Origin of the sequence: Rheinheimera sp. MM224 (genome assembly GCF_947090785.1) — a bacterium.
In the GTDB taxonomy this organism is placed as follows: Bacteria; Pseudomonadota; Gammaproteobacteria; order Enterobacterales; family Alteromonadaceae; genus Pararheinheimera.
In genome coordinates this window covers 1,649,198-1,668,717 of sequence record NZ_OX352320.1, presented here as the reverse complement: position 1 = coordinate 1,668,717, position 19,520 = coordinate 1,649,198, and the positions used below count along the sequence as shown (strand labels likewise).

The 19,520-nt window shown below is 40.6% G+C and carries 17 protein-coding genes; all 17 read right to left on the bottom strand.

Going from position 1 to position 19,520, the window contains the following annotated elements; translation table 11 throughout:
• Nucleotides 1-101 precede the first annotated feature (101 nt).
• The gene (locus OM978_RS08015; RefSeq protein ID WP_264346315.1) at nucleotides 102-2,066 is read right to left on the bottom strand and encodes an acyltransferase family protein; all 1,965 of its coding nucleotides are present in this window, start codon (nucleotides 2,064-2,066) and stop codon (nucleotides 102-104) included.
• 200 nt (nucleotides 2,067-2,266) lie between these two features.
• A complete protein-coding gene (locus tag OM978_RS08010) occupies nucleotides 2,267-2,968 on the bottom strand; it encodes a metallophosphoesterase family protein (protein WP_264346314.1) in 702 nt (233 codons plus the stop codon).
• On the bottom strand, nucleotides 2,965-3,882 hold the full coding sequence (locus OM978_RS08005; RefSeq protein WP_264346313.1) for an NAD-dependent epimerase/dehydratase family protein: 918 nt from the start codon (nucleotides 3,880-3,882) through the stop codon (nucleotides 2,965-2,967). Before OM978_RS08005 ends, OM978_RS08010 begins: the two co-directional genes overlap by 4 nt.
• Nucleotides 3,879-4,931 (bottom strand): ATP-grasp domain-containing protein, encoded by a 1,053-nt coding sequence (locus OM978_RS08000; RefSeq protein ID WP_264346312.1) that lies wholly within the window; start codon nucleotides 4,929-4,931, stop codon nucleotides 3,879-3,881. The genes OM978_RS08005 and OM978_RS08000 overlap by 4 nt, the downstream gene beginning before the upstream one ends.
• An 83-nt stretch (nucleotides 4,932-5,014) precedes the next feature.
• Nucleotides 5,015-6,025 carry a UDP-glucose 4-epimerase GalE gene (galE, locus tag OM978_RS07995; RefSeq protein ID WP_264346311.1) on the bottom strand — a complete coding sequence of 337 codons (1,011 nt, stop codon included), beginning with the start codon at nucleotides 6,023-6,025 and terminating at the stop codon, nucleotides 5,015-5,017.
• Between the two features lie 2 nt (nucleotides 6,026-6,027).
• Nucleotides 6,028-6,927 (bottom strand): dTDP-4-dehydrorhamnose reductase, encoded by a 900-nt coding sequence (gene rfbD, locus OM978_RS07990; protein ID WP_264346310.1) that lies wholly within the window; start codon nucleotides 6,925-6,927, stop codon nucleotides 6,028-6,030.
• A gap of 21 nt (nucleotides 6,928-6,948) precedes the next feature.
• Nucleotides 6,949-7,497 (bottom strand): dTDP-4-dehydrorhamnose 3,5-epimerase, encoded by a 549-nt coding sequence (gene rfbC / locus OM978_RS07985; protein WP_264346309.1) that lies wholly within the window; start codon nucleotides 7,495-7,497, stop codon nucleotides 6,949-6,951.
• Between the two features lie 114 nt (nucleotides 7,498-7,611).
• Nucleotides 7,612-9,702 (bottom strand): YjbH domain-containing protein, encoded by a 2,091-nt coding sequence (locus OM978_RS07980; RefSeq protein ID WP_264346308.1) that lies wholly within the window; start codon nucleotides 9,700-9,702, stop codon nucleotides 7,612-7,614.
• Entirely contained in the window at nucleotides 9,699-10,457 is a 759-nt protein-coding gene (locus tag OM978_RS07975) for a capsule biosynthesis GfcC family protein (RefSeq protein ID WP_264346307.1), read from the bottom strand. The genes OM978_RS07980 and OM978_RS07975 overlap by 4 nt, the downstream gene beginning before the upstream one ends.
• Nucleotides 10,454-11,140 (bottom strand): YjbF family lipoprotein, encoded by a 687-nt coding sequence (locus OM978_RS07970; protein ID WP_264346306.1) that lies wholly within the window; start codon nucleotides 11,138-11,140, stop codon nucleotides 10,454-10,456. The genes OM978_RS07975 and OM978_RS07970 overlap by 4 nt, the downstream gene beginning before the upstream one ends.
• 72 nt (nucleotides 11,141-11,212) lie before the next feature.
• The gene (locus OM978_RS07965) at nucleotides 11,213-11,587 is read right to left on the bottom strand and encodes a hypothetical protein (RefSeq protein WP_264346305.1); all 375 of its coding nucleotides are present in this window, start codon (nucleotides 11,585-11,587) and stop codon (nucleotides 11,213-11,215) included.
• Between the two features lie 132 nt (nucleotides 11,588-11,719).
• Nucleotides 11,720-13,414 carry a polysaccharide biosynthesis protein gene (locus OM978_RS07960; protein ID WP_264346304.1) on the bottom strand — a complete coding sequence of 565 codons (1,695 nt, stop codon included), beginning with the start codon at nucleotides 13,412-13,414 and terminating at the stop codon, nucleotides 11,720-11,722.
• 444 nt (nucleotides 13,415-13,858) lie between these two features.
• Complete coding sequence (locus tag OM978_RS07955; protein WP_319633897.1) at nucleotides 13,859-15,835, bottom strand: polysaccharide biosynthesis protein; 1,977 nt, start codon at nucleotides 15,833-15,835, stop codon at nucleotides 13,859-13,861.
• A 73-nt stretch (nucleotides 15,836-15,908) separates the two neighbouring features.
• Nucleotides 15,909-16,796 carry a UTP--glucose-1-phosphate uridylyltransferase GalU gene (gene galU, locus OM978_RS07950; RefSeq protein WP_264346303.1) on the bottom strand — a complete coding sequence of 296 codons (888 nt, stop codon included), beginning with the start codon at nucleotides 16,794-16,796 and terminating at the stop codon, nucleotides 15,909-15,911.
• Between the two features lie 17 nt (nucleotides 16,797-16,813).
• A complete protein-coding gene (locus OM978_RS07945) occupies nucleotides 16,814-17,989 on the bottom strand; it encodes a nucleotide sugar dehydrogenase (protein WP_264346302.1) in 1,176 nt (391 codons plus the stop codon).
• A gap of 33 nt (nucleotides 17,990-18,022) precedes the next feature.
• Complete coding sequence (locus OM978_RS07940) at nucleotides 18,023-18,580, bottom strand: sugar transferase (protein WP_264346923.1); 558 nt, start codon at nucleotides 18,578-18,580, stop codon at nucleotides 18,023-18,025.
• Between the two features lie 4 nt (nucleotides 18,581-18,584).
• Entirely contained in the window at nucleotides 18,585-19,520 is a 936-nt protein-coding gene (locus tag OM978_RS07935) for a UDP-glucose 4-epimerase family protein (RefSeq protein WP_264346301.1), read from the bottom strand.

Genomic DNA, 19,520 nt, shown 5'->3' with positions numbered 1-19,520 from the left:
TGTTATTAGCAAGACAAATTTGGTTTAATATATCGTACAATCATTGCAGAGTTTTCAATATGTATAAGTTGAATATGAATGGTATTCAACTTATACAATCATTATTTGAGATTATTAATAATATCTTCTACAAGTATTCGTGAACCATACTTAGATAAATGATTACCATCTATATAAAGCATTTCGTTCGTCTCATCAATAAAAGTACAGTTACCAGTTTTACAAAATAGGTGTTCAGTATCAACAACAGTAACTGAACCATCTTCCTTAAGTTTTGAAAGGACGTTTTCAAAATCAGCATTACGAAGTTCATAATTCATCATTTTGTCATCCACATCCTCAGGTAAACCACCATCAAAAGCGATAGATTTGGCTATATATGTAGGCAAATGTTCTTCGTATTCTGGTACGCTCTTTACAATAATGACTTTCTTACGATTTTCTTTTAACAGCCCGATAGTTCTTTCAAGAGCTCTATGAAATGACTTTATCGTTTCTTGTGCACTCAAAGTTCCAGACTGAGCATCAGTATAAAAGGCAATACCTGAATCATTCCATCTATACCCTTGAGTGTAGTTACCCCACTCTGCTACCAATATGACAGTTGATATATTGCTGTCCTTTAAAACGAGATCAAAAGAATCGTTCATAAACTTGCGGCATTGCGGATTTTTATTTACGTTATCCGTACCAAAATCTATAAGTGGAGCGCACCAACTGCCGTAGTAAGTTACCATCGACTTCAATTGTAATTCTAAAGAATCGCTCAAATTTTGCTGTAAAACGCTACTATGCGAATCACCCAACATAGCGAAAGTTGGAGTTGTTCCCAAACTTCCTAGTTTACAACCAACTTTAGTGTCGCTTTTATCACATCGTAAACTGAAACCTCTCGTTGGTTGATATATATTCCCTATTTCAGGTTGAAATCTTGATTCAAAACCTTTGGTTAAGTGGCCCACAACGCCTAATACAAGAAATAAAATACCCAAGGGTAGCGTAATAATCACTACTTTTTGTGTTGATAAAGCGTTCCTGTCTCGAAACGGACTTTCTACGAATCTCCAACTTAAGTAACCTAAAATCAGAGAAGCCAAGCAAAGCATAACTAACATCACATTTGTTAACTCTTCTACACTACGTAACCTGGCGAAGGAAAGCAAAGGTTGATGCCATAAGTAAGTGCTGTAACTGATAAGTCCAATCCAGACCAGTATTTTACTACCCAGAAGTCTCCCGACAAAATTGTCGGTATTCGCAAAAAGAATAATTAGTCCAGCACCCAAAGTTGGAATTAAAGTATACAAACTCGGAGATGGTGTATTTTTATCGAATAAGAATATTGAATAAAGAATTAGTGCCATACCAGTTATACTGCCGATCTGATTAACAGGTTTACTAAACAACTGATAAAATGGCTGATTTAGAGTCTTACTATTGATATAAAAGGAAATTAATGCACCAATCAGTATCTCGAACCCTCTGGTTGGTAACATATAAAAACTAAATGATGAGTAGTTAAATGAGGCCCATTGAGCAATAGTTACACTTAGAATTGTTGCCGCAATAAGTAAATATGTGATGAAATTTTTCCCAAACTTCCAAGTTATCATTAAAAATATAGGGAATAATAGATAATACTGCTCTTCGACCGCTAAACTCCATGTATGAAGCAAAGGCTTAAATTCTGAGGTTAAATCAAAATATCCGCTAGTCAAGTAAAAAAGAATATTAGAGACGAACAGAGGCACCGCTACCAAGCTTTGTGAAAAGCTCTTTAAATCAGCGGGTAACATCCATAACCAAGCAAATGGTAAAGTACATAACATAACAAAAAATAGAGCAGGAAGAATTCGTCTAGCACGTCTGTCATAAAAATTTGCCAATGAAAACCTGTCTTGCTCCATTTCAGAAATTAATATAGTTGTGATCAAGTATCCACTAATCACAAAAAAAATATCAACGCCTACAAATCCACCGCCAAATACTGTAAATCCAGCATGGAATAAGATAACAGGCAAAACAGCTAATGCCCTAAGCCCGTCTATCTCTTTTCTATATTTCATTAAAAGCACACCATATTAGAATATTAGTTTAATCCGCAGTAAACCTACATTAATTGGGGTATATCCCAGCTAAGTTTCCTTTGAAAGTTTTAAAAAAACGCAAAAAAATTTAAATACTGTATTTATGATACCAGACGTCTTTATATAAGATGAGATCTAGAAAAATACTTTATATTTACAGTAACTGATTGAGAAAAAATCTAACGAGATGGTGTCCGCCTTAGCACTGACTTCAATCTCTCAGCTCCCATATCATATCTATCTACCTGCGCTTCCAGCTCACATATATCATAATCAACAGTCTCGATTGTCCACATATCAATAGAAAAGTCTATTAATAAATAACTACAACCTTTCCCGTCTCGCTGTTGTCCTAAGGAACCAGGATTTAAAAACCAAGTACTCCCGCACTTGCGTGAAATTTTATGGTGCGTATGTCCACAGATGATGTAGTCAAAATTACTGGCTCTCGTAAAAACTGATAGATCCGTGTCTGGGTATATTCGACCTTCAAGCGGATTAATCGGCGACCCGTGACACAAAAAAACATTTCTTCCGGATGCACTAAAATTAAGGGATGGCTTTAGAGACGACAAAAAATCAATTGATGCTTGTGTCATTGTATTTCTAGCTTGTCGATACGAATTACCATATTTACGGACTAACTCATCTTCATCAAGCTCAGCTTTTAACATTCTTAGAAAGTAGCTATCATGATTTCCAAGCAAACAAGTCACTTCTAAATCAATACAATACTCGATTATTTCATTCGGATTATAATAATAACCAACGAAATCACCTAAAAAAAATATTTTATCGTATTGTTGTTTCCGCAGCTTTTCTAAAAATGCTCTAAATGCATGAATATTTCCATGCACATCAGAAAATATAATACATCTCATGTTAAGGAGGCATCCGAGTTAACTAGCCAAGTTAATGTATGTTCCAGATCATATTTTGGTATAAAGCCAAAGCTTTTGTTCGCTAGTTCTGTCGATATTTCCCAACACTGAGGATTCAATGTGCCATTCGGAAAAGCATATTTTGAGCTCTCATCAACAATATCATGCAAGTTTCCTGTAACTTTATTAATTAATCTAGCTAACTCGGCATTAGAATAAGATCTGCCACCAGCAATATTATAAACAGGCTCAACACCAGTTATCTCACAGACTCCCATAACGGCGTTTGCAATATCTCTTATATCTAAAAAGTTTTGCTTACGTCCTGAATCACCTGAAATTGTTAATGGATTTTTCCTCATAGCTTGACTAAGCATAATGGGTAAAATTGAACGTTGAGGCATTCCGATCCCAACAGGGGACGGAATCCTGAAAGATGTAATCTCAGGCTGAGAGACTTGCTTAAAATTTTCCCGCTCAAACGCTAGTGCGAGTTCACCGAAATATTTAGAAAATGCATAAGGCGATTGCGGGTTAGACTCATGCAGCTCATCTACAGGTAGATACAATATCGGGCCTAATACTGCACTGCTTGATATATTAATGAAGTACTTTACGTTCGCTTCTCGTGCTAACTTCAGGGCATTCAAAGTTCCGATGACATTGGCTTGAATTAAATCAACAAGAGAACTATCGCTGTTAATCAACGCTGCACAATGTATAAATACATCTGACTTAGGGATCTTAGTAATTACGCGATCAACTTCATTTGCATCAGCTAAATCAAGCGATAAACTTTCAAACAAAGACGTTTGACTTCGGCTAAGCCCAAAAACACTCCAACCATTAGAGCCGAGCTCAATACCAAGGTTACGCCCGACAACTCCAGTTATACCACTAATGATAACCCTCATCTTTCCAACAACCCAAGTTTGATAGCAGAAAGAAGGTTAGTCTGTTCTAAAGATTCAGGCTCTATAAACACCTCAGCCTCGTAGCGAATAGCTTTGGCTTTGCGAACACCAAATATCGGCTGCATCATATTTGGCATAGCTTTGCGAAGCAACCAAGCCTCACAATCTGGAAATCCAAAGTTATGCCTTATAAACGTAGTTCCAGAGAGGCGCATATTAATTTCAAAACAGTAAGGATGTCCATTTTCAGAACTTACTCGAAGTTGAACATTAAATGGTGATTGAGTTTTCAATTTAATTGCTATATCACGGCAGTACTGCTCAATCGCTTTATCAAACACAACTTCAGCAATAGAAGTAGATCCATTTTTTAATCGCCTTTTCATAACTATAACGCTTGCGTCACCATCATCCGTGGGGTAGACACCGCAGGTATACTCCGAATCAGGCGTTCCGATACACTGTTGAGCAACATAATCATCAAAAGGTGCGAACGAAGAAAACTGCTCATAAGAGTGTATTAAATGTACTCCTTGAGAACCCTTACCAAAACGGGGTTTTATTATAAAAGGCTTAGATAACGATTCGTAAACCTTTATAAGGTTGGTTGTCGAGTTTATCTTAAAAGTTTCAGGGTAATTAATTTTATTTAACTTCAACCAGTTAGTTGTCTCTAATTTATCTGAAAAGCACATCATATGATTCTTTTCTGGAATTAAGTAGATTGGGCCAGCTTTACCTTCTATATTCCGATCAGCTAAAGCCAGATTAACCTCCTCAACACCACTCAAAACAACGTCAATTGAATAACTTTGTTCAATATGATCAAGCCAGTCATGAAATTCTGGATTAGAAGCCATTGGAGACAAAATAGCAAAATCAGATAAAGCAAATCCTGCAGCATCTTTAGTTACGCATGCAGCATATACGTTGACCTTCACTGAAGAAATTTGCTTAAGCGTTTTAATAATACCTATGCTGACATTACCGCCAGCCCCTAAGACTAATACATTTAAAGAGGGGATATGTAGTTCAGTCTGATATTCCATATTATCTAAGCTCCAAAAGTGTTTACAGACGCGCGAAAGGTATTGATGCTTCAAGTTCAAACTCTACTGAATCAACAGGTTTATTAATACCCGTTCGGGTTATTTTTTTGCCAGTTCCAGCTATCCCGAACTATATCATCCAGTGTCTGCTCTGTTTGCCAGTTCAAAATAGCTTTCGCCTTGGATGGATCGGCAAAATACTGGGCCACATCACCAGGGCGCCTGTCAGCGAATTGATAAGGCACTGTGACCTGATTCACTTCAGCGAAGCGAGTTACAATATCCAGTACTGATAAACCTTCACCGCTGCCTAAATTAAAGTAATCAAAGCCAGGTCCCTTAGACAGATGTTGCAAAGCTGCCACATGGCCAACAGCTAAATCTGTCACATGAATATAATCCCGCACTCCTGTGCCATCTGCTGTTGGATAATCCTTGCCAAAAATCTGCAGTTGCGCACGTTTACCTACCGCCACTTGAGTGATAAACGGCATCAGGTTGTTAGGAATGCCATTAGGGTCCTCTCCAATACGGCCACTGGCATCAGCACCTACCGGATTAAAATAGCGCAACACTGCTATGTTCCAGCTGTTGTCTGACTGATGTAAGTCCTGCAATACCCATTCTGTCATTAGCTTGGACTGACCATAAGGATTCATTGCCACAGTAGGAGTAGTTTCCGGCAGAGGGCTATTTTGTGCATCGCCGTACACTGTTGCAGATGAACTGAATACCAGATTTTTAACACCAAACTCCGCCATCACCTGACAAAGCTTAATAGTGCCACCGACGTTAGTTTCGTAATACCACAAAGGCTTTTGTGTCGACTCACCCACAGCTTTTAAACCAGCAAAATGTACTACAGCTTTAATCGGGTATTGTTCAAATACAGCAGCTAACGCATCAGCATCCAACACATCGCCTTCAATCTGAATTACAGGCTTACAAGCCAACTGCTCTACCCGCTTTAATGATTCCGGGCTGGAATTGCTGTAATTATCAAAACTAATCACCTGCTCGCCTGCCCGAAGCAAAGCTAAAGCTGTGTGGCTACCGATATAACCAGCACCGCCTGTTAACAAAACATAACTCATCACTAATCCTTTTCTAATTTATCCAATTTTATAACCGAAAATGAGCGTAATACCAGCGCTAATTGTTGCTGCCAACTTACTGTTGGCAGCAACAATAACTGCCTTAAGGCACTGCTATCTAAAGCACTAAATGCAGGCCGCACTGCCGATAAAGCAAAATGTTTAGCCGCAACGGGTAAAAGCTCTGCTTTCTGCTGCAACAATCCTAATTCTAAACCAACAGCCTGAATCTCCCGTGCGAATTGATAGCGAGAACAATAGCCAGCATCTGCCCAATGATAAACTCCGGAATTTACAGCTTTGCCGCTAACAATTTGCCATATCACCTGCGCCAGACCCAAAGCCCCGCAAGGTGACCCTAGCTGATTCTGTACTAGCTTTACTTGCGGTTTTGTCTGCATCAGCTGCAACATAGTTTTGACAAAGTTAGTACCATAGGCAGAATACAACCAGCTGGTGCGGATAATCACACTCGAGTCAGCATACTCTTGTAACAACCAGAGTTCTGCAGCACGCTTACTTTTACCGTATTGATTTAGCGGCTGTGCCTGATCCTGCTCCTTGTATGGAGTTTTAGCTAAACCATCAAACACATAATCAGTAGATATATGCAGTAACTTGCTCTGTGTTAATGCGCAAAGCCGCTGCAGCCTTTGTACCAGATAAAAATTTCCGGCCAGCGCCAACTCAGGAAAAAGTTCGGCTTGATCAACCTGATTATAAGCAGCAGCATTAATCACCCAAACGGGATTAATGCTGAAAAAAAGCTTATTAAGTGCTGTGTCAGACAGAGCACTAAACTCAGCGTAACTCAGCACTTTTAGTTGAATTAATGCTGGCGTGGTTAATCTGAGTTCAGAGGCAAGTTGGCCTGATTGCCCAAGCAATAATACCCTCAACATATAATGTGATCTGACCCCATTTTATTTGAGAAAAATATCGGCGCTGGCAAATGACTGTGCTTTGGCGTCTTTATCTGAAATTATTGGAGTCTCTGTTAAAGGCCATTGTATGGCCAACTGCGGATCATCCCAGCGAATAGCCCGTTCAGACACAGGGTCATAATATTGGTCGGTTTTGTAAACTACCTCAGCATAAGAGCTTAAGGTTAAAAAACCATGAGCAAATCCTGCAGGAATAAAAAGCTGCTGCTTTTTCTCACTACACAATTCAAAACCATACCACTGGCCAAAACTTGCTGAATGCTGCCGTAAGTCCACTGCTACATCAAAAATACGACCAGTTAATACCCGGATTAATTTCGCTTGAGGTTTGTTTAGCTGGTAATGCAATCCTCTTAACACATGTTGATAAGAGCCAGACTGGGACTCCTGCACAAAGTCAATGTCACCCAATTGCCGTTTTAACTCAGAACTACGGCTTACTTCAAAAAAATAACCGCGATCATCCTTATACAATTGAGGCTGTATCAACAATAAGCCGGGTAAAGGTAAGGTTGTTACTTTATTCATCAGTTTTCCGTAAAATCGACATAGTAAAGTGTATAGCAACAGCATCAAACAGCATTGGCACAAATAAATAAGGCCACCTTAGTATCAGCGGCCTTATATTCTTCTAATTAAAGCTTAACGTAAAAATGGCGTACGACTTTCAGTTAAACCATTTAAGCTTGCTGGTTTATTTAGCATCTGACCGCCATCACGAGAAATAGGTATCCAAGGGATACGGCCGCGGCCAGTTGCCGATTTCAATGAAAATACATCAAACGGAATGGATATATAAAAACCTTTAGTAAAACTGCCTTCACCGTATTCAGCCGCAGACATATCAGTGAACGCCGCGTAAGCACCAGCCACAATTCCACTGTCAAAACGTTTAGCGAAATCTACAGTCACACCTCTATCTTTAGCCAGGTACTGGCCAAAGCTGGCCGTGATCATAGTGTCATCTAAAAACTGTGGTCTCCAGTAAAAGCTTAAGTGGCCAGTAAGAGTCTTATAATCAAAAAATGCCAGCTCTTTTTCATAAGAACGCTGTCGCACATAATTCAAATCTAAACCTACAGACAACGTTGAATCAATAGGTCTGTATAAAACTTCCCCACCTACACCACCGTACATAGTTTCTAAATAACCAGCATAGATCTGACCATACCAATTCTCAGCTAATTGATCTTTCCAGTGGCCATAAAAGTTTTCCATGGTGATGTCACTACGGGTAACATACTCACGAATATAGGTACGTACTCTTGGAACACCGGTATTTTGCGAATCGACTTTAAAATTAAATTGATCAAAGTTAGTCAACAGATTTACTTTCGCAGTAGTTTGTACACTAAAGTTCGAATTAAACTGGTAAGCACCACCTAAAAATAAGCCGCCTTGATACATATAAAAACTTTCTGGATTACCAAAAGTCTGAAGCCAAAATAATTCAGCACCGTAACCAAAGCCTGTTTCATTAGGTTCTACAGCCCAGTTTTCATCTTCTAGCTTTGGCTCTACTCGCTGGTAGCTGCTTTTTACAACTGCATCAGGAGTTTGATAACTTGCCGCGCGAACAAACTGCTCAGCGTCAATTGCAGTTTCTACCATAGGTAGATTAGAGGCTACAGTAACTATACGGTAAGTTTTAATCTGTGTTGGCAAATGATTCGCAAGAACACGCCCAATTCGATTTATCGATTGATCTTCATCACGGTAGGCAATTTGCTGTCCCTTTAGAATAATTTCATCGTCTTTTATTACGTAGTTATTTACGACAAAACCGGCGTTTAAGTATAAATCTCTGCGCAGTTCGGCTTTATCTAAGGTATCTATTGCAGCAGGTGATACAGCAGGGATCTCCTTGATTGGGGGGTCAAATTTAACTTGTTTAATCGTATTAAAGTTAAGTTTGTAATTCACACCAAAACCAAAGGTATTACCTCTTTGGTAATTCACGTTTAAATCAAAAGCTTCACTTAACGCATAAACTGCGGCGACATTGTAATCAGAATCCTGAATTAAAACGCCAGCCCTGTCTTGCTGGTAATTGTTACCGTCGTATTCCAGTTTTAAACGCAAAGGATCCCAAGGTGTTTGATATTCTATACCTCCATATAAAGACGCTGGTCCTTTAAAGAATTTTTGATAGTCGATCTTTCCACCTGAACCGCTAAAACCACCAGGTCTGCTACAAAAACTGTCTTTTATGTCACAAAACGGATTACTAATATTGTCTTTACGACCTAAATAACCAAAACCCAGGCCCAGGTGAAAATCAAAAGGCCCAATACGTTTGCTGGCTGCAATAAACTCACTTTCAAATAAACCTGTACCACCAAAATCCCGGAAACCAACCGACAAATCGGGTAAAAACTCACTTTCTTGCCATAAACGAAATTTAACATCTATGCCTTTGTCTTTATAGGTCTGATCACCACTAAAGCTGGGAACGTCACTATAAAGCTTAGTGCGCACGTCTGTATAACGGACTGTGGTTTCCATCCAGGGGAACAGTTGTAATGAGGCTGACCAAAACCGATATTCTTCGCTATCCTGATAATTAAGGCTAAAGCTGCCTTCCGCATTATGACGGGCCGTCGGCATCTGAATTAACCCAACCCCACCCTGATTCATCTGAGAATAGCTGTTCGGCGCAGGCTGATTAGTTTCGGCAGAAACTAAAGGGGTAACTAAAGTGGTAATAACAGCACTTAAATATAATTTTTTCATTCTAAAACAACCCTGTGCTGCAATAACTCTATCACTTGTTGGTTAACCTGCTCAAACTCTGATGGCAACAAGCGCTGTTCAAATGGTACATAAAGCACTGCACCTGCGGGTATGTCCTGACGTTGACGGTTCCACAAGCCTGTTTTGGCTAAAATAGCGGCTTCGCCAGCTGGCAAAATATAAAGAAAAGAAGAACTGGCGCCAACAAGAGGTTTTATCTGTTCAAGATACTCTGTTGCGTCCGCCGCATTTAAGAAAGGCAATTTATTATTCTGGGTTAAGCCAGTCACAGTAACTGTATCCGGGCGTTTGGTAACTAACAGTAAATACTGGCCAGCACGTAATTTAGGGTTTAAAGCTTGTTTAGCTCTTACTTTATCAGGGTCTAAAGCTAAAAGAAGCTGCTTAGCCAACACCCAACTTTTAACTTGCTGCAGTAAGTTTTCTGTTGTAGCTGCCAATTCAGCATCGTCATCCTGCAAATAAATCTGCTTAAGATTAGCCAGAGTGATTAACAATTCTTGCCTTTGCTGCTCTGGTGTTGCTAATGCTTCTGGGTCAGTTTTATATAAACGTGCAGCTGGCCAGTACAATGCAGGCTCTTTATTTACGACAGATACTACTTCGCTCAAGCGCGGCAGTGAAATAAAGCCCTGATATTGTTCATTATGTTTTACCAACACAGCAGGGCCTGCGGCATGGCTGTGGCTGGCAACACAAAATACAACAGCGGAAAAAAACCTAACTAATCTCATTTGCTGCTCCCTGCTTTTACAATACCTAATAAACGCGCAGCACTACTAATATGAACAAGCTCAACTTGTGGCCAAAACGGCGCTATTTGCTGTTGGCTTTTTAATAAACGGCCACTGGTTAAATCAAACCAAAACAAATTAATAGCGGTGTCTCCATTGGCAAACGTCACCTGCTCAGTTACTAATTTGGTCTCAAACTGTTGATCTAACAATTCAATTTTTTCTACAGCGATTTCTATTATTTCGTAGTTCAGCTGATAACCTGTTTCCTGACGAGCTTTCCAGTCAGACAAAGCTTGCCATTGTTGTCCTGGCTGAATTTTAGTCATTGGCTGTTTTAATGGATCTTGTTCTGAGCCGGTAATAAACATCAAATCATTCTCAAAGCCTGTAGTTTTTACCAAGCGGCCATTCTCTAGCACTAAAAAAGCGTCATCTGCTGAAATCCACTTTTGCTGGCCATGTTCTATATAGGCCAAAGCTAGCTGCGCCCTGGGTAAATTTCCTACTGTTGCATACAAAGCATCAGCAGCGCGACTGGCTAGTTGTTCTTTGGTCAAGCTTGCGCCTTCGCCCGGGTTAAAAGCTAATTTTAATGTATCAGTGTAAGTGCGAACTGTATTAGAACAAGCAGTAAGGCTTATTAAGGCAATAGAACAAAAAATAGCGGCTAATTTAGACATGGTATCCATTTCAAATAAATTAAGCAGACAATAAAAAGCCGCCAACAGGCGGCCTTTTTAACTTAGCAAACCTTATTTTAAGGTTGGAGCATAAGTAAAGGTCACAGGTACTGTAGTAGAACCAGACACAACAATTGTAGTACCAGTACAAACACCACCAGCTAACGGGTCAGAGCCTTCGCACTGTAAAGTTTTGTTTGGTTGGCAAGAACCATTCACCAGAGTTTGACCTGTAGGGCAATCAACTGGAGAATCGCTACGGTTGTTAGAAACAACAGCAGCCAATACACCGGCAGCGATAGCACCAGCTACGATAGTACCAGTAGCAATACCACCGATAGTACCAGCAGAAGAGCCTGCACCTGCAGCACCTGATTCTTCATCTTGAGCCATTACAGACCCAGAAACTACTAGCATAGCAGCCATTAACACGCTTAATTTTTTCATCACATCATCCCTTTTAAAAAAGTCCCCTAAGAATAGAGGTTTTTCGTACAATCGACAAGCATTTTTTTGCCATCGATTTACAACTTTCCAACTTAAAATAAGCAGGAAAACCTTGTTGTCACAGCGATTTACCTAATGCACCAGTTCCTTTTTAACTGACTCACTGGTACGGCTACTGACAAATAATAAGTCACAAATTTCACTGCTTGGCGCAAAGCCTGTGGGAGCATCCAGTAAAATTTGTCTGAGCATTTGTTGATCAAAACTCTGGCAGGCTACATCCAGACTATTTAATAACAACATAGTGGCAGACCAGGATAAATATTGCTCTTTTGCAGCTCGTATTCTGGCATGGTCAGTCCGGCTTTCGTTGCTGCCTATCAACAATTCTTCGTACAACTTTTCACCGGGGCGTAAGCCTGTGATTTGAATTTCAATATCGCCATTTGGATTAGTTTTGTCTTTTAACTTTAAACCAGCCAGATGGATCATACGTTTTGCCAAATCGTAAATACGCACAGGCTCGCCCATATCCAACACAAAAACTTCACCGCCTTTGGCCATAGCACTTGCTTGTATCACTAGCTGCGAAGCTTCTGGGATGGTCATAAAGAAGCGGGTAATTTCTTTATGGGTTAAAGTTACAGGCCCACCCGCTTTAATCTGCTGAGCAAATAATGGCACTACAGAACCAGAAGAACCCAACACATTGCCAAAGCGTACCATGCACATGCGAGTAGTCGTCTGTCTGCTAGCCAACCCTTGCAATACAAGTTCAGCCATGCGTTTACTTGCTCCCATCACATTGGTAGGACGTACAGCTTTGTCGGTAGAAATTAATACAAAGTTCTCCACTTTTGCAGCTATTGCTGCCTCAGCGCAGGCCCAGGTGCCAAACACATTGTTTCGCACACCTTCCACCATATTGTATTCCACCAGAGGCACATGCTTATAAGCGGCAGCATGATACACAGTTTGAACCTGAAAATTAGCCATCACCTGTTCCAGCAATTTTTGCTGCTGCACAGAGCCCAATACAGGCTTGATAGCACAAGGGTAACCAAAACGGCGTTTAACAGCATTTAATTCGCGTTCTATCGAATATAAAGCGAACTCAGACACATCAAACAGTACCAGTACATCGGGTTTACAACGGATAATTTGCCTGCATAACTCAGAACCGATAGAACCACCAGCCCCAGTCACCATTACAACTTTATGCCGGATATTGGCTTGCAACAGTTGCTGATCAGGCTCGATTACTTCACGGCCTAACAAGTCTTCAATACGAATATCTTGTAAATCGTCAATTTTCATGTGCCCGGCAACTAAATCAGCCATACCAGGAATACTTTGTACAGGTACTGGTAGCTTGGACAATAATTCAAGCAACTCACGTTTTCGACCGCGCCCTGCAGACGGCATAGCTAATAGCACGCGGTCAATACGATAACGCGTAAGTGCTTTTTCTAGTAATTCTGAAGGCAAGACAGTTAAGCCACATACTGTTGTCTTTTGCAGCTCCGTACTGTCGTCAACAAAAACTACGGGTTTGTATTCATCGCCACTTTGCAATGCATACAGCAACTGTCTTCCAGAACACCCAGCGCCATAGATCAGCACCCTGCTTTTGGTTTTATGCCGTTGTATTTGTAGGGCTGTGCGAAAACCCCATCTGCTGCCACCTATCAGCAACACCGCTATAACAGCAAAACACAAAACTAAACGGGCAGTATCGACCCAAGGTAAAAACCAGCATAAAACAGCCAGGCTGGCAGCGCTAACCACAACACCATTCATTACCGTAGCAACGGCTTGCGGCGCCATATAACGCAGAATGGCTCGGTACAAACCAAGAAGAAAAAAACAGAAATACTAAAAAAAAGCCAAATAAGAAGGCCCACAAAGTGAGACTGAAAAAATGCATAAGGTTGCAAAACACCGCTTAGCCAACTGGCCAAAAACAATGCGCTTAGCAAAAAAACTATATCTGATACAACCGAAATTCCCCGTTTTGTTGCACGGGGTAGCGACATCATCCAAGTCACGCTTTCACTCCCTCTTTATTCATAGAGTTATCACTTCGTCAGCTATATGACTGGTTTTAAGAACATCAGCTTAGGACAGCCTCTGACCATCTACCAGTTTTAACCTACTAAAAATGAACTTTATATGAATAAAAATGTCCTTTGAGTTTGCTATTTACAGCATCATTACATTTTTTTCTAAACTGGCACAACAGCCATTTAGTAACTAACAGTTAAAATTCTATTATGTTTTTTCTGATGTTGACAGGCTTGAACCTTGATGAGCTTGCCATACTAAATCACAAATACCATCAGTTGGATTAAAACCAGTGGGAGCACTTAACATCAAAGCTCTTATTTTTTCTAAATCATAATTTATAGCAGCTTCACTAAGCTCACTTAACAACGCCTGCATTTCTGTCCAGCTCAAAGACACTTCGTTCGCGGCTTTAATCCGCGGATGACGGGTCGATTTTTCATCTTCTCCTATCAGCAATTCCTCATATAGCTTTTCACCCGGCCTTAAACCGGTAATTTTAATTTCGATGTCACCCAGTGGGTTTTGCTTATTCTTAATTTCCAGGCCAGTTAAATGCACCATCTTTTTCGCAAGATCATAAATTTTTACCGGCTCGCCCATATCCAATACAAATACATCCCCGCCCTCGCCCATGGCGCCGGCCTGTATAACCAACTGAGCCGCTTCGGGTATTGTCATAAAATAGCGGGTAATATCTTCATGAGTGAGTGTAATAGGCCCGCCCTTTTTGATTTGTTTCCTGAATAAAGGCACCACAGACCCTGAAGACCCCAACACATTGCCAAAACGAACCATACAAAAACGGGTACCTTGCTGCCTTTTTGCCAGCGCCTGCAAAGTAAGCTCAGCTAAACGTTTTGTTGTTCCCATTACATTGGTGGGGCGCACCGCTTTATCTGTTGAAATCAACACAAAAGTTTCAACGCCTGAAGCAATAGCTGCTTCAGCTGTGTGCCAGGTACCAAACAAGTTATTGCGTAACCCTTCAATCACATTAAATTCAACCAAAGGTACGTGTTTATAGGCAGCAGCGTGGTACACAGTGTGTACCTGATAATTTTGCATAATAGTTTGCAAACGCTGCTGGTCCAACACAGAACCTAAGGCTGGGATAAGCTGCACATCCAGCTGTTTAGCAGTTAGTGTACCACTTAGCTCTTTATCTATTTCGTAAAGCGAAAACTCAGATGCTTCAAACAACACCAGCTTGGAAGGAGATTGCAGAATAATTTGCCGGCATAATTCAGAGCCTATAGAACCACCAGCCCCAGTCACCATAACCACTTTACTGGTGATATTTGCTGTTAATAACGACGGTATAGGGGTAACAGCATCACGTCCCAATAAATCTTCTATCTTAACATCCTGCAGCTCGTCGATTTTCATTTTACCGTCGACAAGGTCGGCCATGCCCGGGATTGTTAACACAGGTAAACCTAAGGGCTCTAAACTTTGGATAAGCTCTGCTCTGATAGTGCGGGTCGCTGATGGCACGGCAAGCAGAATTCTGCTTATACCATATTTGGTTACGACATCTTGAATACAGTCTGGTGAATACACTTTTACATCTTTAATCATCACACCTTTAAGCGACGGGTCGTCGTCAACAAAGGCGACGGCTCTATACTCAACACTACTGGCTAAAGCTAAAAGCAGCTGTCTGCCACTGGCTCCAGCTCCATAAATAAGTACTTTATGGTGGGCGTGGCGCCCCCCAACTGACACTATTTCCCTTAACAGCAAGCGTGAGCCGCCTATGCCGACAAAAGAAAAAAATATGTAGTTCAAATTAACAGAGGCGCTATATAACACAGCGTTTGCGTCTGTTGCCATGCGCAGCAACAAGCCAGAAATAATAGTTCCCATAGCCACAGCCAACATAGAGCGCAAACCAATGTAACGCACTACAGCCCTGTATAACCCTAAAATACTGAATACAATCAAAGTAAAAAAGGCTACCGCAAAAAAACTAAGTACAAAAGGCTCATCTGACAATACAGCAAAGTTATCAAAACGCAGATAGTACGCTCCAAGCCATGCAATAAACAGAATGCAACAGTCCGCAAACATAGAAATTATTCGCTTGGTATTGCGGTGCAACCCCATTAAAGGTCTAAAAAACTGATAAAGCACTTTGGACGACAACTTATTCAAGGCGAACCCCATGGTTATTTTTTGCATTTCAGCATCATAGGTACTTAAAAATACAAAAACAGCCCCTTTTAAGAGGCTGCATGCTAAATAAAAACAGCTGTTAACTCAGCAAAGCTTGCAGACGAGTTTTAACATCTTCACCTAAGATCTGATCCCGCAATGCATATTCAACAAAAGCGGAGATATACCCCAGTTTATTGCCGCAGTCGTGACTACGACCACGAATATGGTAAGCATTTACTTGCTGTTGTTGCATTAGCATAGCTATAGCGTCAGTAAGTTGAATTTCATCTCCAGCGCCTACGGGAGTGCGTTTAAGCAAAGACCAAATTTCCGCAGAAAACACATAACGTCCAACTACAGCCAGATTAGACGGTGCATCCTCAACAGAAGGTTTTTCAACCACAGCCGTCATTTGTTTTGAATCACCGGCTTGCAGATGATGCCCTCCAACGTCAGCAACACCATAAGAGCTGACATTTGCTTTAGGCACAGGCTCAACCATCACCTGGCTGTGGCCTGTTTCTTCAAACAGACGCACCATTTCCGACAGATTATCTTTTTTCAAATTACTGTCGTACTCATCTATTAATACATCAGGCAATACCACCACAAAAGGTTCTTCACCAACGGCAGGCAAAGCACAAAGCACAGCATGGCCTAAGCCCTTAGCTTCGCCCTGACGCACGTGCATAATAGTGACATCTTTAGGGCAAATGCTTTGCACATCTTCCAGTAGCTGGCGTTTCACTCGTTTTTCCAAAATAGATTCCAGCTCAAAACTTTTATCAAAGTGGTTTTCTATCGAGTTTTTAGACGAATGTGTTACTAATACGATTTGTTTTATACCTGCAGCTATGCATTCGTTCACTACATACTGTATCAGCGGTTTATCCACCAGAGGCAGCATTTCCTTTGGAATTGCTTTTGTAGCGGGCAACATACGAGTACCAAGCCCTGCTACGGGTATTACTGCTTTTTTTACCATTTCAAAATCATTCCCTGTTAATCATTTCCAAATAAATCACGGGTATAAACCTTATATTCAACATCCTCAAGCACTGGACTACGTCGGTTTGCGACAATAACGTCGGAGCAACGTTTAAACTCGTCTAAGTCTGTCATCACTCTGGAATTAAAAAAGGATTCAGCTTTTAGCTCTGGCTCATAAATAACAACTTCTACCCCTTTCGACTTTAAACGCTTCATGATTCCCTGAATCGCTGAAGCTCTGAAGTTATCAGAACCAGATTTCATCACTAATCGGTATATACCAACAGTCTTTGGATTACGTTTCAGAATAGAATCGGCTACAAAATCTTTTCTAGTCCTATTAGCATCAACTATCGCCTGAATCATATTGTTAGGCACATCTTTATAATTCGCCAGCAACTGTTTCGTATCTTTAGGTAAACAATAACCGCCATAACCGAAACTAGGATTATTATAATGATTGCCAATTCTAGGATCTAAACCAACACCTTCAATGATCTGGCGACTGTCTAAACCATGGCTTTCCGCATAGCTATCCAACTCGTTAAAATATGCAACTCGCATTGCTAAATAGGTATTAGAAAATAACTTAATAGCCTCAGCTTCTGTACTGTGAGTAAACAGTACCGGCACATTCTGCTTTATAGCACCTTGCTGTAACAATGATGCAAAAATTTTAGCTGACTCGCTTTGCTCACCAACGATAATGCGGCTGGGATAGAGATTGTCATACAATGCCTTCCCTTCTCGAAGAAATTCAGGTGAGAACATGATTTTATTTGTAGAGAATTGTTCTTTAGCCGAACTTGTAAATCCAACAGGCACCGTAGATTTAATAACCATTATTGCATCACGATTAACAGACACAACATCTGCAATAACTGCTTCTACACTTTTAGTATTGAAGTAATTAGTCTCAGGATCATAGTCTGTTGGTGTCGCTATTATTACAAAATCTGCATCTTTATATGCTTGCTGCTTATCGAGTGTAGCAACGAAGTTCAGTGATTTATTTGCCAGAAAATCTGAAATTTCTTTATCATCAATAGGTGATTTTTTTTCATTAAGTAAATTCACCTTCCAATCGACAATATCTACAGCTACTACGTGGTGGTGCTGAGCGAGTAACATCGCATTGGATAATCCAACATAACCAGTGCCGGCTACAGCAATTTTAAATGTATTCATTAGTTCTTCATTCTCCAAAAGCAAGCAGACAACTTACAAGCGCCTGACCCTGTCACCAGAGCCTTTTCCGGCAATGGTCATCAAAATGTATTTAAAATAAGAGCGAACCGACAAACTTTTATTCATGATGCAGTCTGTCTCCGCGAGCAATTGTGGTGTAGACATATCTATTTCATTAATTTGACCAAGACCTGTTATACCGGGACGAGCAGAGAAAACATCTAAATTATCCCTGGCAATAATCAGTTCTTCCTGATTAAACAGACAGGGTCTCGGACCTACCAGACTCATTTCCCCTTTGAGAACATTCCATAGCTGAGGTAACTCATCAAGTTTAGTTCTTCTAAGAAATCCACCAAAAGTCGTTATTGCGGAACTGCTAGCCAAATGACTTGCAACATGCGCAGTATCTGGCTTCATGGTTCTGAACTTCACCAATGTAAAAGGTTTTTTATTGCGACCAACCCTCACTTGACGAAAAAGAGGAGACCCCGTATCAAACAGGCCTATAAGAGTAAGTAAAATCAGCAGTGGAAAACCAACGATTAGGCCACAAAGTGCAAAAACAATATCGAATAGTCGAATTAACATCAAATCAAATATCCTTTAAAAAACATCTTTCTATTCCTTCTCTTTGCGTTATAACCGGCGTCCAGCCTAGTACATTTCTGGCATGGCTGGCGTCAACTTGTAAATCGCCACAAAGCCTGTCGATAACACTTTGCTTTCCAGTTAACCTTCCAATTACCTTTAACCAACTCATAGGGATGGGAAGCAGTCTGGGCTTATTGCCGGAGGCCAAAATCATTGAGGTTAACAATTCCGTTGTTGAAACGACCTCGGCATCACTGACAAGAAAAGTTTGATTAGCTGCATTAGGGTGATTTATACAGGTAATGATTAAATCCACTAAATTATCTAAAGCAACCAAACTTCTCTTATTAGCAATCGCGCCTAATGGTAATGGAAGATTTTTATACACCAGCTGAATAAGCTTACCAAAATTACCGGGAGCTCCTGGGCCGTAAACTAATGGCGGACGGATAATGACAATTTCCATCCCCGAAGCTTCAGAAAGTTGAGTAAGACCAATTTCAGCTTCTAACTTAGAAATAGCATAATTTTCAACAGGCGCAGGCTTATCAAAGGAAGTAAAAGGCTCTTTATTGCTAATACCATTCACACCTATCGAGCTTAAAAAGATAAACCTCTTTACTCCGGCCTTTGCTGCTAAAGTAGCAAGATTTAAGGTCGCCTCTGTGTTTACCCGTCTAAACTCTTCCAGAGATTCACCTACTACATGTGCCTTTGCTGCTACGTGAATGACAACACTACAACCATTAAACAAATCAGAATGTTCAGGCAGACTGCATATATCTTCAACTATCGGAGCCACAACGCCATCAGGTAAATAAGCAGTTTTTTGCCGGACAGGTGCGATAATGTCGTAGCCCTTTGCAGAAAGCTGCTTAAGTAAAGCTTTGCCAACAAAGCCAGTACCGCCAGTCACTAATATTTTTTTTGTGCTCAC

Excerpts from the sequence above, each read along its gene's own strand:
- galU (WP_264346303.1), bottom strand. The coding sequence starts at position 16,796 with ATGGTAAAAAAAGCAGTAATACCCGTAGCAGGGCTTGGTACTCGTATG.
- OM978_RS07955 (WP_319633897.1), bottom strand. The coding sequence starts at position 15,835 with ATGCAAAAAATAACCATGGGGTTCGCCTTGAATAAGTTGTCGTCCAAA.
- OM978_RS08015 (WP_264346315.1), bottom strand. The coding sequence starts at position 2,066 with ATGAAATATAGAAAAGAGATAGACGGGCTTAGGGCATTAGCTGTTTTG.
- rfbC (WP_264346309.1), bottom strand. The coding sequence starts at position 7,497 with ATGAATAAAGTAACAACCTTACCTTTACCCGGCTTATTGTTGATACAG.
- rfbD (WP_264346310.1), bottom strand. The coding sequence starts at position 6,927 with ATGTTGAGGGTATTATTGCTTGGGCAATCAGGCCAACTTGCCTCTGAA.
- OM978_RS07970 (WP_264346306.1), bottom strand. The coding sequence starts at position 11,140 with ATGTCTAAATTAGCCGCTATTTTTTGTTCTATTGCCTTAATAAGCCTT.
- OM978_RS08010 (WP_264346314.1), bottom strand. The coding sequence starts at position 2,968 with ATGAGATGTATTATATTTTCTGATGTGCATGGAAATATTCATGCATTT.
- galE (WP_264346311.1), bottom strand. The coding sequence starts at position 6,025 with ATGAGTTATGTTTTGTTAACAGGCGGTGCTGGTTATATCGGTAGCCAC.
- OM978_RS07960 (WP_264346304.1), bottom strand. The coding sequence starts at position 13,414 with ATGGCGCCGCAAGCCGTTGCTACGGTAATGAATGGTGTTGTGGTTAGC.
- OM978_RS07945 (WP_264346302.1), bottom strand. The coding sequence starts at position 17,989 with ATGAATACATTTAAAATTGCTGTAGCCGGCACTGGTTATGTTGGATTA.
- OM978_RS08005 (WP_264346313.1), bottom strand. The coding sequence starts at position 3,882 with ATGAGGGTTATCATTAGTGGTATAACTGGAGTTGTCGGGCGTAACCTT.
- OM978_RS07980 (WP_264346308.1), bottom strand. The coding sequence starts at position 9,702 with ATGAAAAAATTATATTTAAGTGCTGTTATTACCACTTTAGTTACCCCT.
- OM978_RS07940 (WP_264346923.1), bottom strand. The coding sequence starts at position 18,580 with ATGTTAATTCGACTATTCGATATTGTTTTTGCACTTTGTGGCCTAATC.
- OM978_RS07965 (WP_264346305.1), bottom strand. The coding sequence starts at position 11,587 with ATGAAAAAATTAAGCGTGTTAATGGCTGCTATGCTAGTAGTTTCTGGG.
- OM978_RS08000 (WP_264346312.1), bottom strand. The coding sequence starts at position 4,931 with ATGGAATATCAGACTGAACTACATATCCCCTCTTTAAATGTATTAGTC.
- OM978_RS07975 (WP_264346307.1), bottom strand. The coding sequence starts at position 10,457 with ATGAGATTAGTTAGGTTTTTTTCCGCTGTTGTATTTTGTGTTGCCAGC.